This is a genomic window from Pseudomonas sp. TE24901 (genome assembly GCF_054058375.1).
The window spans coordinates 524,931-538,970 of sequence record NZ_JBSSAF010000003.1 but is presented as its reverse complement, the minus strand read 5'-3'; the positions used below and the strand labels follow the sequence as shown (position 1 = coordinate 538,970).

Sequence of the window (14,040 nt, the reverse complement as noted above, 5' to 3'; positions counted from 1 at the left end):
ACGCCCCGGAATGTCGATAAGGACACTGCATGAAAAAGGTTCTGTTGTTTACCGCACTGGCGGCTGCCCTGACTGCAAGCTTCGCCCAGGCCAACGAGAAGCTGGTGGTGGCTGCCACCCCGATCCCGCACGCGGAGATCCTCGAGCTGGTCAAGCCAACCCTGGCCAAAGAAGGCGTGGACCTGGAAATCAAAGTCTTCACCGACTACGTGCAGCCTAACGTGCAAGTGGCCGAGAAGCGCCTGGACGCCAACTACTTCCAGACCCTGCCGTACCTGGAAAACTTCAACAAGGGCAAGGGCACCAACCTGGTGACCGTGGTCGGCGTGCACGTTGAACCGTTCGGCGGCTACTCGAAGAAGATCAAGAACATCTCTGAACTCAAAGACGGCGCCACCGTTGCCATTCCTAACGAAGGCTCCAACAGCGGCCGTGCCCTGTTGCTGCTGCAGAAGGCCGGGGTGATCACCCTCAAAGACCCGACCAACGCCCTGGCCACCCCGAAAGACATCGCCAGCAACCCGAAACACCTGAAATTCAAGGAGCTGGAATCGGCCCTGCTGCCACGTGTGCTGGACCAGGTTGACCTGGACCTGATCAACACCAACTACGCCCTGGAAGCCGGCCTGAACCCAGCCAAGGACGCGCTGATCATCGAAGACGCCAAGTCCCCGTACGTGAACTTCCTGGTGGCTCGCCCGGACAACAAGGACAGCGACGCTATCCAGAAACTGTCCAAGGCCCTGACTAGCCCGGAAGTCAAAGCCTTCATCGAGAAGAAGTACAACGGCGCAGTCGTGCCGGCGTTCTGATGTAACCCAAAACCCCCTTCAAGGTTTCAACGCCGACGGCTTTCATAGTGTCGGCGTTTTTTATGACTGGAACACAATCAAAACTGTGGGAGCGGGCTTGCTCGCGAAAGCGGTCTGTCAGCAACAGATGTGTTGACTGATCCACCGTATTCGCGAGCAAGCCCGCTCCCACATTTTGGTCTTCATTGGATTAAAGAGCGCGGCTGTTGATGGCCCTGCGTAGCGCCACCAACCACTTCACCAGTTCTTGCGGGTCAATCGGTTTCGCTTCGTTCATGGTTCATTCCCTCGAAACGGCTTTCCTGCGACCCCAAGACCATAGCTGCCACCTGTCAAACCCGCGAATCCGGGGGTTATCTTTTTGGGTGATATCAATATGCTATTTAGGTATTTAAATTTTAATTTTTATACCTTTAAAGTTCGCGCTACCCGACGTTACCCACGCCGGTCTGGATTGCGCTCGCTGCATTACCCCTGCGGCGTCATGGATTGCCAATGACCTTCGATTTCGCTTTTATCCTCAGCACCTTGCCGGCGTTTCTGAAAGCCGTGGGGGTGACGCTGCAAGTGGGCCTGATCGCCATTGCCACCTCCCTGCTGGTGGCGCTGATCAACGCCGCGCTGCTGGTGTTTCGCACGCCCTACGTGTCGCGCCTGGTGGCGCTGTACGTAGAGCTGGCGCGTAACACGCCGCTGCTGATCCAACTGTTTTTCGTCTACTTCGCGCTGCCGGCCCTGGGTTTGAATATCTCCGGGTTCTGGGCGGCGATCATCACCATGACGTTCCTCGGTGGCGCCTACCTCACCGAAGTGCTGCGCGCGGGCGTGGAAGCGGTGCCGCTGGCGCAGATCGAGTCGGGCAAGTCCATTGGCCTGTCGGACTGGCAACTGCTGCGCCACGTGATCCTGCCCCAGGCCGGCATCCTCAGCCTGCCGGCGCTGTTCGCCAACTTCATCTTCCTGCTCAAGGAGACCACCGTGGTGTCTGCCGTGGCGGTGCCGGAGATTCTCTACACCACCAAGAGCTACATCGCCCTCTACTACAAGACTTACGAAATGCTCGCCGTGCTGACGCTGATCTGCGTGCTGTTGTTTTTGCCGTTGTCGCTGCTGCTCAGCCGCCTGGAAAGGAGGCTCCAGCATGGCCAGTTCGGGTCTTGAGTTGTTGTGGGTATCGTTGCCGCAACTGGGCAAGGGCGCCGCGCAAACCCTGTCGATTTCGTTGCTGAGCATCGCCTTCAGCACCGTCGGCGGCGTGTTGTACGGCGTGCTGCGCACCTTGAACAACCGGCTGATCAACGCCGTGCTGCGGGTGTACCTGGAGCTGTTCCGCGCAATCCCGGTGCTGGTGTGGTTGTACCTGCTGTTTTTTGGCCTGCCGATTTTCTTCGGGTTGAGCCTCCCGAGCTTCTGGTGCGCAGTGCTGGTGCTGTCGCTGTGGGGCGCCAGTGAAGTGGGCGAGGTGGTGCGTGGTGCGTTGCATTCGCTGCCCCGTGGCCAGCGCGAAGCCGGCTTGTCGATTGGCCTGTCCGACCCACAACTCTACGGCTATGTACTGCTGCCCCAGGCCCTCAAGCGCATGACCCCGCCGACCATCAACGTCTACACGCGCATCATCAAGACCAGCTCCCTGGCGGTGCTGATTGGCGTGGTGGATGTGATCAAGGTTGGCCAGCAAATCATCGAGCGCACCTATGAATCCGTGTTGATCTACGGCGTGCTGTTCCTGTTTTTCTTCTTTATCTGCTACCCGTTGTCGGCTGCCTCCAAGGTGCTGGAACGGCGCTGGGCCCAAGCATGAGCGCATTGATCGAGTTCCAGGGTTTCAACAAATACTTCGGCGAAGCGCAGGTGCTCAAGGGCATCGACCTGCGCGTGCAAAGCGGCGAAGTGGTGGTGATCCTCGGCCCCAGCGGCTGTGGCAAAAGCACCCTGCTGCGTTGCCTGAATGGGCTGGAAGTGGCCCACAGCGGCAGCCTGCGCTTTGCCGGCAATGAGCTGCTGGATAAAAAAACCGACTGGCGCCAGGTGCGCCAGGACATCGGCATGGTGTTCCAGAGCTACCACCTGTTCCCGCACATGAGCGTGCTCGATAACATCCTGCTCGGTCCGCTGAAAGTGCAGAAGCGCGACCCTCGCGAAGCCCGCGAGCAGGCCGAAAAACTGCTGGAGCGCGTGGGCCTGGCCGACAAGCGCGACGCCTTCCCGCGCCAGCTCTCCGGCGGCCAGCAGCAACGCATCGCCATCGTCCGTTCGTTGTGCATGAACCCCCAGGTCATGCTCTTTGATGAGGTCACCGCCGCCCTCGACCCGGAGATGGTCAAGGAGGTGCTGGAAGTGATCCAAGGCCTGGCCCGTGATGGCATGACCCTGCTGATCGTCACCCACGAAATGGCCTTTGCCCGCGCCGTCGCCGACCGCGTGGTGTTTATGGAGGCCGGGTGCATCCTCGAACACAACACCCCTGAGGCATTCTTTACGAACCCGCAAACCGCACGCGCGCAGCAGTTCCTGGAGAAGTTCTCCTTTGTTTCAACACTGCCCAAGAAACCCAAGGAACTGGAGCTGATATGAAAAAGTTACTGCTGCCACTGTTGGCCGTCGCACTGCTGGCCGGCTGCGATAAAAAGGCCGAAGAGCCTGCCAAACCGGCTGCCGCTGCGGCGAGCTACCTCGATAAGATCAAGGCGCGCGACAAACTGATCGTCGGCGTGTTCACCGACAAACCGCCGTTCGGTTTTGTGAACGAAGCGGGCCGCTACGTCGGGTTTGATACCGACATCGGCCGCCAATTCGCCAAGGACCTGCTGGGCGATGAGAACAAGGTCGAGTTCGTTGCCGTCGAGCCCGCCAGCCGAATCCCGTTCCTGCAAAGCGACAAGGTCGATTTGATCCTCGCCAACATGACCGTGACCCCGGAGCGCAAGGAAGCGGTGGACTTCACCAACCCCAACCTGAAAGTCGCGGTGCAGGCCCTGGTGCCAAACGACAGTGCGGTGAAAAGCCTGGATGACCTGGCCACCCGCACCACCATCGTCACCACTGGCACCACCGCCGATATCTGGCTGACCAAGAACCACCCAGACTGGAAACTGCTCAAGTTCGAGAAAAACTCCGAATCGCTGCAAGCGCTGTCGGCAGGTCGTGGCGATGCCTATGCCCAGGATAACCTGGTGCTGTTCAGCTGGGCCAAGCAGAACCCGGGCTACCGCGTGCTGGAACAGAAACTCGGCGATGAAGCGCCGATCGCGCCAGCCGTGAAGAAAGGCAACACCGAACTGCGTGACTGGGTGAATGCCGAGTTGGCCAAGTTGGGTGAGGAGAAGTTCCTGCTCAAGCTGTACGACCAATATGTGCGCAAAGAGCTGAGCGATGACACCAAGCCTGAGAGCGTGATTGTTGAAGGCGGTAAGTGGCAGGGTTGATCAGTCAGTTATTGAGTGGCTGATCTACCGCTATCGCAGGCAAGTCGAATCGTCGCACCGCAGCTCCCACAGTTGTCCGCATTCCAAAGGTGGAACTCGGTCAAATGTGGGAGCTGCGGTGCGACGATTCGACTTGCCCGCGAAGAGGCCCTTGCAGGCGATGACTATTCCGGCCAATGCCACGCCGGCGCATCCAGAATCCCCTGCCCAACGATCTGGGTCTCTCCCAGCACCTTCTCCAGCACAATCGAATTGCACCCCTCATCCTGCTGCAACGCCGCAATCAGGCGGCTGGCATGGGACACCACCCACACCTGGCAGTGATGGGACGCCTGCATGATCAAGCGCGCCAGCGCCGGCAGCAGGTCCGGATGCAGGCTGGTTTCCGGCTCGTTCAGCACCATCATGGTCGGCGGCCGTGGCGTCAGCAGCGCCGCGATCAGCAGCAAGTAGCGCAAGGTCCCGTCCGACAACTCCGCCGCCGACAACGGCCGCAGCAAGCCTTCCTGATAGAACTCAATCGCAAAACGCCCGCCCTGCAACGGCTGGATATTCAAGCGTGCGCCGGGGAATGCATCGCTGACGGCCCGCTGCAACGCCTCGGGGTCGCCAATCTCCCGGATCGTCTGCAAGGCGGCCGCCAGGTCGCGCCCGTCGTGATGCAGCACGGGCGTGCGTGTGCCCAACTGAGGCTGACGCACCGGAGCATCCACATCGCTGCGAAAGTGATCATAAAAACGCCAGCCACGGATGCTTTCGCGCAGCAGCAACACTTCCGGCGAGCCGCGCAGGCTACCGACCTGATCAAACAGGCTGTGATAGTTGGGGGTGTGCTGGGCCAGCACATCCCAGCTTCGACCGTCGCGCGCGCGCACCATCGGTCCCGAACGCTGCACCAGCAGACTGGCTGGGCGGTAGATAGGGCCGGCCCAGATGCATTCCTTCTTCACTTCCGGGTCGAGGGAGAAAAAGGACAAGCTTGGCTCGGGCAAGCCCAGTGAAATGGCGTAGCTGAAATCGTCCCCGGCAAACCCCAGGCGCAGGCGCTTGACGCCTTGGCGCACGGTGGACTCGATGGGCACCTCGCCGTTGCGCATGCGTCGGCTGATGTTTTCCGGCCCGGCCCAGAAGGTGGAGTCCAGCCCACCCTCCCGGGCCAATGCATTGATCACCCCGCCCTGGGCGGTTTCGGCCAGCAGGCGCAGGGCGCGGTACAAGTTGGACTTGCCGCTGCCATTGGGGCCGGTGACCAGGTTGAGCCGGTCCAGGGGCACCACCAATTTATTGATCGAGCGGTAATTGGCCACCGCGAGGGTTTTCAGCATGAGAGGTGCCGCGATTGAAGGAAGACTGCATGTTACCTGTGAGAGCACAGAGGATGAGTGTCGGAAATATCTTGAGTCTTCGCCAGTTGTACACCTGCAACGTGGAACCCTGATCTAAGCTCACAGTCGCATACACACTGGCACGTCGGCATCACGCATAAGGAGCCTGCATGGGCGGTCGTACTTCCACATTGATCTTCGGACTTGGCCTACTGACGCTGTTGAGCGGCTGCGGCCAGGAAAAGGCCGAACCCAAGGCCCATTCCCGGGTGTTTGTGCAAACCGTGCAGTCGGCGGACTTTGCCGCAGCGGTCACCCTCACGGGCGATGTCCAGGCCCGGGTGCAAACCGACCTGTCCTTCCGCGTCGGCGGCAAGATCATCCAGCGCATGGTGGACGTCGGCGACCGCGTGACCGCCAAGCAAGTGCTGGCCAAGCTCGATCCCAAGGATCTGCAGACCAACGTCGATTCCGCCCAGGCCCAGGTCGTGGCCGAGCAGGCGCGAGTCAAACAGACTGCCGCCGCCTTTGTGCGCCAGGAAAAGCTGCTGCCCAAGGGCTACACCAGCCGCAGTGAATACGACGCCGCCCAGGCTGCATTGCGCAGCAGCCAAAGCGCGCTGGCTGCCGCGCAGGCCCAATTGGCCAATGCCCGCGAACAGCTGGGCTACACCGCGTTGATTGCTGACGCGCCGGGTGTGATCACTGCGCGCCAGGCCGAAGTGGGCCAGGTGGTGCAGGCCACTGTGCCGATCTTCAGCCTGGCCCAGGACGGCGAGCGCGATGCGGTGTTCAACGTGTATGAGTCGCTGCTGGTGGAGCCGCCACCCGACGCGCCGATCACCGTCAGCCTGCTGGAGAACCCCAGCATCAAGGCCGTGGGCAAAGTGCGCGAAGTCACGCCAGCCGTGGCCGCCAACACCGGCACCGTGCAAGTGAAGATTGCCCTGCAGGCGCTGCCTAAAGGCATGGAGCTGGGCTCGGTGGTCAGCGCCACCGCCAATGGCCCGGCCAAACCCAGCATCGAACTGCCCTGGGCAGCGCTCACCAAAGACCTCAACGAACCGGCCGTGTGGTTGATCGACGGTGACGGCAAGGCGCAATTGCACAAGGTCACGGTGGCGCGGTACCTCACGGGCAAAGTGATCATTGCCGATGGACTCAAGGGCGGCGAAAAGGTCGTGGTGGCGGGCGGGCAGTTGCTGCACCCCGGCATGGTGGTCGAGATAGCGCAGCAAGGAGTCCAGCCATGAAGCGCCTGACGGCGGTGCTCGCCGCCAGCCTGTTGCTGGTCGCGTGCTCCAAGGAAGAGGCGCCACCGGAGCCCGTGCGCCCGGTGCTGTCCATGGAGGTGAAAGCCGAAGACCAGGAAAACCTCGGTCGCTTCGCGGGCACCATCCAGGCGCGCTATGAGAGCAACCTGGGTTTCCGTGTGCCAGGCCGCATCGCCCGCCGCGCCGTGGATGTGGGCGCCGAAGTGGAGAAGGGCGCCTTGCTCGCAGTGCTCGACCCTACCGACCAGCAGAACCAGTTGCGCGCCGCCCAGGGCGACCTGGCCCGGGTGCAGGCGCAGTACATCAATGCCCAGGCCAATGCCCGTCGTCAGCAAGAGCTGTTTAACCGTGGCGTCGGTGCCCAGGCCCAGTTGGACGTGGCCCAGACCGACCTGAAAACCACCCAGGCGTCCCTTGACCAGGCCCAGGCTTCGGTCAACCAGGCCAAGGACCAGCTCAACTACGCCGAACTGCGCACCGACCACGCCGGCATCGTCACCGCCTGGAATGCCGAGGCTGGCCAGGTGGTCAGCGCCGGCCAGCAAGTGGTGACCCTGGCCCGCCCGGACATCAAGGAAGCGGTGATTGATCTGCCGGCCGGGCTGGCCGAGCGTCTGCCGCCCGACGTGGTGTTCCTGGTCGCCGAGCAACTGGACCCCAACGTGCACACCACCGCCATCGTGCGCGAGATCGAGCCTCAGGCCCAAAGCGCCACGCGCACCCGTCGCGCGCGCTTGACCCTGGCCGAGACACCGCCTGCATTCCGCCTGGGCACGGCGATCAGCGTGACCCTGAGCACCGCCATTGCGCCGCGTATCGAATTGCCCCTGAGTGCCTTGCAGGAGGTCGACGGCAAGACGCGAATCTGGCTGCTCGACACCCAAAGCCAGACCGTGCAACCACGTGACGTCACCGTCGTCAGCCGCGATGGCGCCAGTGCCGTGCTCAACGGCGGCGTCAAACCCGGTGAGCGCATTGTCACCGCTGGCGTGAACAGCCTGAAGCCTGGGCAGAAAGTCAAAATCGACGAGGACAGCCCGCGATGAAAGGGAGCTTCAACTTATCCGACTGGGCCCTCAAGCATCAGTCCTTCGTCTGGTACCTGATGTTCGTCGCGCTGCTGATGGGCGTGTTCTCGTACATGAACCTGGGCCGCGAGGAAGACCCCTCGTTCACCATCAAGACCATGGTGATCCAGACCCGCTGGCCGGGCGCGACCCAGGAAGAAACCCTCAAGCAGGTCACCGACCGCATCGAGAAAAAGCTTGAGGAGCTCGACGCCCTCGACTACGTGAAGAGCTACACCCGGCCGGGTGAGTCCACGGTGTTCGTGTTCTTGAAGGACACCACCAGCGCCAAGGACATCCCCCATATCTGGTACCTGGTGCACAAGAAAATCGACGACATTCGCGGCACCTTCCCCCAGGGTTTGCAGGGGCCGTCATTCAACGATGAGTTCGGTGACGTATTCGGCTCGGTGTACGCGTTCACTGGCGACGGCCTGACGATGCGCCAGTTGCGCGACTACGTGGAGCAGGTGCGCGCCGAGATCCGTTCGGTGCCGGGGCTGGGCAAGGTCGAGATGATCGGCCAGCAGGATGAAGTGATTTACCTGAATTTCTCCACGCGCAAACTCGCCGCCTTGGGGATCGACCAGCGCCAAGTCGTGCAGAGCCTGCAATCGCAGAACGCGGTCACGCCAGCCGGGGTGATCGAGGCCGGGCCGGAGCGGATTTCGGTGCGTACCTCGGGGCAGTTTGCCTCGGAGAAAGACCTGGCCAACGTCAACCTGCGGCTCAACGACCGCTTTTATCGCTTGGCGGATGTTGCCGAGATCAGCCGTGGCTACGTCGACCCGGCGCGGCCGATGTTCCGTTTCAATGGCAAGCCAGCCATCGGTTTGGCGATTGCCATGCAGAAGGGCGGCAATATCCAGTCGTTCGGCAAGGCCCTGCATGAGCGCATGGACGAGCTGACCGCCGACCTGCCGGTGGGCGTGGGCGTGCACAAGGTGTCCGACCAGGCCGAAGTGGTGGAAGAGGCCGTCGGCGGCTTTACCAGCGCGCTGTTCGAAGCCGTGATTATCGTGCTGGTGGTGAGCTTCATCAGCCTGGGCATGCGCGCAGGGTTGGTGGTGGCCTGCTCGATTCCACTGGTGTTGGCGCTGGTGTTCGTGTTCATGGAGTACAGCGGCATCACCATGCAGCGGGTGTCGCTCGGCGCGCTGATCATCGCCCTGGGCCTGTTAGTGGACGACGCGATGATCACCGTGGAGATGATGATCACACGGCTGGAAAAAGGCGAAACCAAGGAACAGGCGGCGACCTACGCCTACACCTCCACGGCGTTCCCGATGCTCACCGGTACGCTGGTGACCGTGGCCGGCTTTGTGCCGATTGGCCTCAACGCCAGTTCGGCGGGCGAGTACACCTTCACCCTGTTCGCGGTGATTGCCGTGGCGATGCTGGTGTCGTGGGTGGTGGCGGTGTTGTTCGCGCCGGTGATCGGCGTGCACATTCTCAGTGCCAACGTGAAACCCCACGATGCCGAGCCGGGGCGGATTGGCCGCGCGTTCAACGGCGGCATGCTCTGGGCGATGCGCAACCGCTGGTGGGCCATTGGTATCACCGTGGCGCTGTTCGTGGCGTCTGTATTCTCGATGCAGTTCGTGCAGAACCAGTTCTTTCCGTCATCCGACCGCCCGGAAATCCTTGTCGACCTGAACCTGCCGCAAAACGCCTCGATCAACGAGACGCGCAAGGCCGTCGACCGCCTGGAAGCGATCATCAAGGACGATCCGGACATCGCCCGTTGGAGCACCTACATCGGCCAGGGTGCGATTCGTTTCTACCTGCCCCTCGACCAGCAACTGGAAAACCCTTACTACGCGCAGCTGGTGATCGTGAGCAAGGGCCTGGAAGAACGCGGCGCCTTGATTGCGCGCCTGCAAAAACGCCTGCGTGATGACTTCGTCGGTATCGGCAGCTACGTGCAGCCACTGGAAATGGGCCCGCCTGTGGGGCGGCCGATCCAGTATCGCGTGTCGGGCAAAGACATCGACCAGGTGCGCAAGCACGCCATCGAGCTGGCGACCCTGCTGGATAAAAACACCCACCTGGGCGAGATCATCTACGACTGGAACGAGCCGGGCAAAGTGCTGCGCGTGGACATTGCGCAAGACAAGGCGCGCCAGTTGGGGCTGTCGTCGGAAGACGTGGCGCAGTTGATGAACAGCGTGGTCAGCGGCGCCTCGGTGACCCAGGTGCACGATGACATCTACCTGATCAACGTGGTCGGCCGCGCCGAAGATGCCGAGCGCGGCACCCCGGAAACCTTGCAGAACCTGCAGATTGTCACGCCCAACGGCACGTCGATCCCGCTGCTGGCGTTTGCCACCGTGCGGTACGAGCTGGAACAGCCGCTGGTGTGGCGTCGCGACCGCAAGCCGACCATCACCATCAAGGCCTCGGTGCGCGACGAGATGCAGCCTACCGACCTGGTGAAGCAGCTGGCGCCGACCATCGAGCAATTCAGCGCCGGCTTGCCGGTGGGCTACAAGGTCGCCACCGGTGGCACCGTGGAAGAAAGCGGCAAGGCCCAGGGGCCGATTGCCAAGGTGGTGCCGCTGATGCTGTTCCTGATGGCGACCTTCCTGATGATCCAGTTGCACAGCGTGCAGAAGATGTTCCTGGTGGCCAGCGTCGCGCCGCTGGGCTTGATCGGCGTGGTGCTGGCGCTGATTCCCACGGGCACGCCCATGGGCTTTGTGGCGATCCTGGGCATCCTGGCGCTGATCGGCATCATCATCCGCAACTCGGTGATTCTGGTGACGCAGATCCACGAGTACGAACTGGCTGGCTACACGCCGTGGGACGCGGTGGTGGAAGCCACCGAGCACCGGCGCCGACCGATCTTGCTCACCGCGGCGGCGGCGAGCCTGGGCATGATCCCCATCGCCCGTGAAGTGTTCTGGGGGCCGATGGCCTACGCGATGATTGGCGGCATCATCATTGCCACGTTGCTGACCCTGTTGTTCCTGCCGGCGCTGTATGTGGCCTGGTACAAGATCCGCGAACCGAAGCAGGAACATCAGGAAAAACGTGGTTAAACCTGTGGGAGCTGGCTTGCCTGCGATAGCGGTCTACCCGTCAGCGAATGAGTGGCTGACGCACCGCTATCGCAGGCAAGCCCGCTCCCACAGTTGGATATTTATGCTGTAGGAAGTATCTCGAAATACCTTTCGTTCCTCCTGCTAGCCCCCGGGTGTTTTACCCTCGACCCCCCTTCGGCACAGGATGAGCACCATGAACTGGCAACATCATTTCCTACTGGCCTGCACGCTCCTTCTCTCTCCACTGGTCTCTGCTGCCACGGTCCTGGAAAACCCTCAGTGGCGCGTCGAGCTCGACCCCGCCACCCTGGGCATCCGCGTCACACCCAGCGGCCAGTCGTCGGTGCAGGCTTCAAGCGGCGTGCAGGCGCACGTCGTCAGTCAACTTTCACATAATCAGCAGCAGGCCAGCTGGCAGTGGGATGAGGGCGCCTTTCGTATCACTGCCACCCTTGAGCAACGTGACTTGCTGCTGTCCCTCCACGCACGGGAGCCCGGCGCACTGGCGATCCTCCAGCAACCGGCCAGTGCCATGGGACGCGGTGTGATGTGGCCATTGGCCGAAGGGCATTACGTGCCGGCCGATAACCCGGTGTGGAAGGCCTTCCTGCTGGACCAGGGCGAGCTCAACACCACCCAGGACCTCAGCCTGCCCCTCTGGGGCCTGGACCATGGCGGTTTCACCCTGAATTGGCTGCTGACCAACCCCTACAACAACCGCCTGCACTGGCAGGAAGGCATGGTCCTGTCATTGGCCCATGAGTTCACCTCGCTCGATCCCTCTGCACCGATGACCCTGCTGTTGCACCTGGGCGACGCCGACCCGTTGGCCGGTGCCAAGCGCTATCGCCAATGGTTGGTGGAGCAGGGCCGCTATGAATCGTTGGCAGACAAGTTTCGGCAAACGCCCGAAGCGCAAAAACTGCTGGGCGCCAGCCATGTGTACCTGTGGGGCAATGATCTGCTGGCATCGAGCGACGTGCGTGACTGGCCGCTGTTGCTCAAGCGCTTGCGTGGCCATGAACTCAAAGGCTTGCTGGACAAGGAGGCGGCAAAGGTTCTGGCGCAGACGTCGGCGCTCAATCGCTACGAGCAGGGCGTGTTGCTCCGGGGCCTTAACGCCGCGATCAACAAGAAAGCCCGGCAGCGCTGGCAGGTCGAGGAACCCGATATGACGCAGCTCGCTGCCCGCTACGGCGAGCTGCGCGCCGAATTGGCCGTGGCGTTCGCCGGAGCATTGAGTGATACGCCGGGAACCTGGGGCGGCCAGACGATTGAGACGCTGCGTCAATCCGGCCTGCAACGCCTGTTGCTGACCCTTGGCGAAGGCTGGGAAGGTGGCCTCTGGCACCCCGAAGCGATTCGCTCAGGTGTCGCTGCCGGTTACCTCATGGCGCCCTACGACTCCTATGAAACCGCCTTGTCCGCCACCGAAAACCCGGACTGGACCACCGCGCACCTGGGCAGTAAGGCCTACCGCGACTGCGCGATCGTGTTGAAGAGCGGCACCTTGAAAACCGGCTTCCAGCAATCGGGCCACTACACCGACCCCCGTTGCGTAAGGCCCTTGCTGGAAGACCGGGTGAAGGCCGTGCAGGCCAAGTCCGGTTTCAACGCCTGGTTCCTCGTTGCGTACGCGACAAGCATGGTGTTCGACAGCTATCGCGACAGCGCGCCGATGTCCCAGGCACAGAATGCCCAAGGCAATATCGACGCCTCCCGGTGGATCAATACGGTGCTCAAGCTGCCGGCCGGTTCCGAAGACGGCAACGCCATCACCGCCCAGGGCATCCTGTTTGCCCATGGCATGCAGACTCCGGTGATGGGCTGGGGTGACCAGGACATGACCAAAGATAAGCAATCACCCTATTACGTGGGTAACTGGTACCCGCCGGAGCAACCTGCGGTGTTCTTCAAGCAAGTGCCGTTGAAGGAGCCGTTTCGCACGGTGTATTTCGAGCCGAGTATGCGCCTGCCGTTGTACCAGGCGGTGTTCCACGGGTCGGTCATCACCACGCATCACTGGCTGTTCGACAGCCTGAAGCTGAGCAATGTGCGGGCAGAGAACGAGTTGACCCAACTGCTCTACAACGTGCCGCCGCTGTATCACCTGAGTGCCGGGACGGTTAAGCAGCGATTGCCCATCATTCAACGCCAGGACGCGTTTTTCCGCCCGTTGCATCAACGCTTGGCCACGCAGGAAATGACGGGCTTTCGGTGGCTGACAGCTGATCGGCGTGTGCAGGAAACCACCTTTGCAGATGGCACGCGGTTGATCGCCAATTTTGCCGAGCGCAGTGTGACGGCGTTGGTGGTGGGCGAAGATCCAGTGGTGTACCAGGTGAAATAGCTATCGCAGGCAAGCCAGCGCCTACAGGGGAACGCATTCCAACTGTGGGAGCTGGCTTGCCTGCGATGAGGTCGGCCCAGACGCAAAAAATCTAAATTTTTCGCCACACACTCGCCAACCACGGCTGCTGCTCCCGAGGCAACCCCGCCGGCCGATAGTAATGCTCCAGCTCTTCAAACCCGGCCTCGGTCAACAGCACCCGCCACGCTTTAAGGTCGTGATAAGACCCGTACCGTGGCCCATTCCAGCCTTCCTGGTTCTCACCCCGAGGATTGGAGCTGAACAATACGCCGCCAGGCTTCAACGCCCCATGCAGCTGCTTGAGCACGCGCGGCAACTCCTGCTTGGGAACATGAAACAGCACGGCGTTGGCAAAGATCCCGTCGAAGCGTTCGGCCGGCAGGTCCAGCTTGAGGAAGTCCTGTTGCAGCACTTCACAGCCACTGTCTTCACGCGCCATCTGCGCAAAGCGCTCTGAGCCGTCCAGCCCTACGGCGATGTGCCCCATGCGCGTGAACGTCTGCAAATCCCGCCCCGGCCCGCAGCCGAAATCCAGCACAGTAAAGGGCGCCGTGCCCTGGATATGCCGCAGCAGCGCGTCGATGTTCTGGCTCACATCATGATCGCGGGTGCCTTCACGGAAGTCCTCGGCCACCTTGTTGTAGTGGCCGAGGGTGGTGGAGGTAATCTGGTCGAGGTCGTCGGGTTTGAGGGACATGGCAAGTGATACCGGGCGCTGAGAT

Annotated in this window: 11 protein-coding genes; 9 read left to right on the top strand and 2 right to left on the bottom strand. The window is 61.8% G+C overall.

Annotated features, from left to right (window positions below; all coding sequences use genetic code 11):
• Window positions 1-29: 29 nt before the first annotated feature.
• The 5 genes from ACVWVP_RS08550 to ACVWVP_RS08530 all read left to right on the top strand — a co-directional run bounded on the left by ACVWVP_RS08550 (window position 30) and on the right by ACVWVP_RS08530 (window position 4,237).
• Window positions 30-812 carry a MetQ/NlpA family ABC transporter substrate-binding protein gene (locus ACVWVP_RS08550; RefSeq protein WP_124384617.1) on the top strand — a complete coding sequence of 261 codons (783 nt, stop codon included), beginning with the start codon at window positions 30-32 and terminating at the stop codon, window positions 810-812.
• Window positions 813-1,307: 495 nt separating this feature from the next.
• Window positions 1,308-1,973, top strand: a complete 666-nt coding sequence (locus tag ACVWVP_RS08545) for an amino acid ABC transporter permease (RefSeq protein ID WP_123717046.1) — start codon at window positions 1,308-1,310, stop codon at window positions 1,971-1,973.
• Window positions 1,954-2,613 (top strand): amino acid ABC transporter permease, encoded by a 660-nt coding sequence (locus ACVWVP_RS08540; protein WP_457405250.1) that lies wholly within the window; start codon window positions 1,954-1,956, stop codon window positions 2,611-2,613. Before ACVWVP_RS08545 ends, ACVWVP_RS08540 begins: the two co-directional genes overlap by 20 nt.
• The gene (locus ACVWVP_RS08535) at window positions 2,610-3,386 is read left to right on the top strand and encodes an amino acid ABC transporter ATP-binding protein (RefSeq protein ID WP_259172836.1); all 777 of its coding nucleotides are present in this window, start codon (window positions 2,610-2,612) and stop codon (window positions 3,384-3,386) included. Before ACVWVP_RS08540 ends, ACVWVP_RS08535 begins: the two co-directional genes overlap by 4 nt.
• On the top strand, window positions 3,383-4,237 hold the full coding sequence (locus tag ACVWVP_RS08530) for a transporter substrate-binding domain-containing protein (protein ID WP_259172835.1): 855 nt from the start codon (window positions 3,383-3,385) through the stop codon (window positions 4,235-4,237). The genes ACVWVP_RS08535 and ACVWVP_RS08530 overlap by 4 nt, the downstream gene beginning before the upstream one ends.
• Before the next feature lie 164 nt (window positions 4,238-4,401).
• Here the strand turns inward: ACVWVP_RS08530 and ACVWVP_RS08525 are convergent, their stop codons facing one another.
• On the bottom strand, window positions 4,402-5,562 hold the full coding sequence (locus tag ACVWVP_RS08525) for an AAA family ATPase (RefSeq protein WP_457405247.1): 1,161 nt from the start codon (window positions 5,560-5,562) through the stop codon (window positions 4,402-4,404).
• Between the two features lie 170 nt (window positions 5,563-5,732).
• Here ACVWVP_RS08525 and ACVWVP_RS08520 point away from each other — a divergent pair, with 170 nt between their 5' ends.
• From ACVWVP_RS08520 to ACVWVP_RS08505, 4 genes are all read left to right on the top strand, one after another.
• Window positions 5,733-6,815: an efflux RND transporter periplasmic adaptor subunit gene (locus tag ACVWVP_RS08520; protein WP_457405245.1), complete on the top strand. Its 1,083-nt coding sequence runs from the start codon at window positions 5,733-5,735 to the stop codon at window positions 6,813-6,815.
• Window positions 6,812-7,882, top strand: coding sequence for an efflux RND transporter periplasmic adaptor subunit (locus tag ACVWVP_RS08515; RefSeq protein WP_457405242.1), 1,071 nt, complete (start codon window positions 6,812-6,814; stop codon window positions 7,880-7,882). The genes ACVWVP_RS08520 and ACVWVP_RS08515 overlap by 4 nt, the downstream gene beginning before the upstream one ends.
• Complete coding sequence (locus ACVWVP_RS08510) at window positions 7,879-10,944, top strand: efflux RND transporter permease subunit (protein WP_178924372.1); 3,066 nt, start codon at window positions 7,879-7,881, stop codon at window positions 10,942-10,944. Before ACVWVP_RS08515 ends, ACVWVP_RS08510 begins: the two co-directional genes overlap by 4 nt.
• 196 nt (window positions 10,945-11,140) lie before the next feature.
• A complete protein-coding gene (locus tag ACVWVP_RS08505) occupies window positions 11,141-13,297 on the top strand; it encodes a glycoside hydrolase (RefSeq protein WP_457405239.1) in 2,157 nt (718 codons plus the stop codon).
• Between the two features lie 91 nt (window positions 13,298-13,388).
• Here ACVWVP_RS08505 and ACVWVP_RS08500 read toward each other — a convergent pair whose 3' ends face one another.
• A complete protein-coding gene (locus tag ACVWVP_RS08500; protein ID WP_457405237.1) occupies window positions 13,389-14,015 on the bottom strand; it encodes a class I SAM-dependent methyltransferase in 627 nt (208 codons plus the stop codon).
• Between the last annotated feature and the right edge of the window lie 25 nt (window positions 14,016-14,040).

Bases quoted from the DNA above. Each gene is read 5' to 3' on its own strand.
- ACVWVP_RS08550 (WP_124384617.1), top strand. From the start codon at position 30: ATGAAAAAGGTTCTGTTGTTTACCGCACTGGCGGCTGCCCTGACTGCA.
- ACVWVP_RS08545 (WP_123717046.1), top strand. From the start codon at position 1,308: ATGACCTTCGATTTCGCTTTTATCCTCAGCACCTTGCCGGCGTTTCTG.
- ACVWVP_RS08540 (WP_457405250.1), top strand. From the start codon at position 1,954: ATGGCCAGTTCGGGTCTTGAGTTGTTGTGGGTATCGTTGCCGCAACTG.
- ACVWVP_RS08535 (WP_259172836.1), top strand. From the start codon at position 2,610: ATGAGCGCATTGATCGAGTTCCAGGGTTTCAACAAATACTTCGGCGAA.
- ACVWVP_RS08530 (WP_259172835.1), top strand. From the start codon at position 3,383: ATGAAAAAGTTACTGCTGCCACTGTTGGCCGTCGCACTGCTGGCCGGC.
- ACVWVP_RS08525 (WP_457405247.1), bottom strand. From the start codon at position 5,562: ATGCTGAAAACCCTCGCGGTGGCCAATTACCGCTCGATCAATAAATTG.
- ACVWVP_RS08520 (WP_457405245.1), top strand. From the start codon at position 5,733: ATGGGCGGTCGTACTTCCACATTGATCTTCGGACTTGGCCTACTGACG.
- ACVWVP_RS08515 (WP_457405242.1), top strand. From the start codon at position 6,812: ATGAAGCGCCTGACGGCGGTGCTCGCCGCCAGCCTGTTGCTGGTCGCG.
- ACVWVP_RS08510 (WP_178924372.1), top strand. From the start codon at position 7,879: ATGAAAGGGAGCTTCAACTTATCCGACTGGGCCCTCAAGCATCAGTCC.
- ACVWVP_RS08505 (WP_457405239.1), top strand. From the start codon at position 11,141: ATGAACTGGCAACATCATTTCCTACTGGCCTGCACGCTCCTTCTCTCT.
- ACVWVP_RS08500 (WP_457405237.1), bottom strand. From the start codon at position 14,015: ATGTCCCTCAAACCCGACGACCTCGACCAGATTACCTCCACCACCCTC.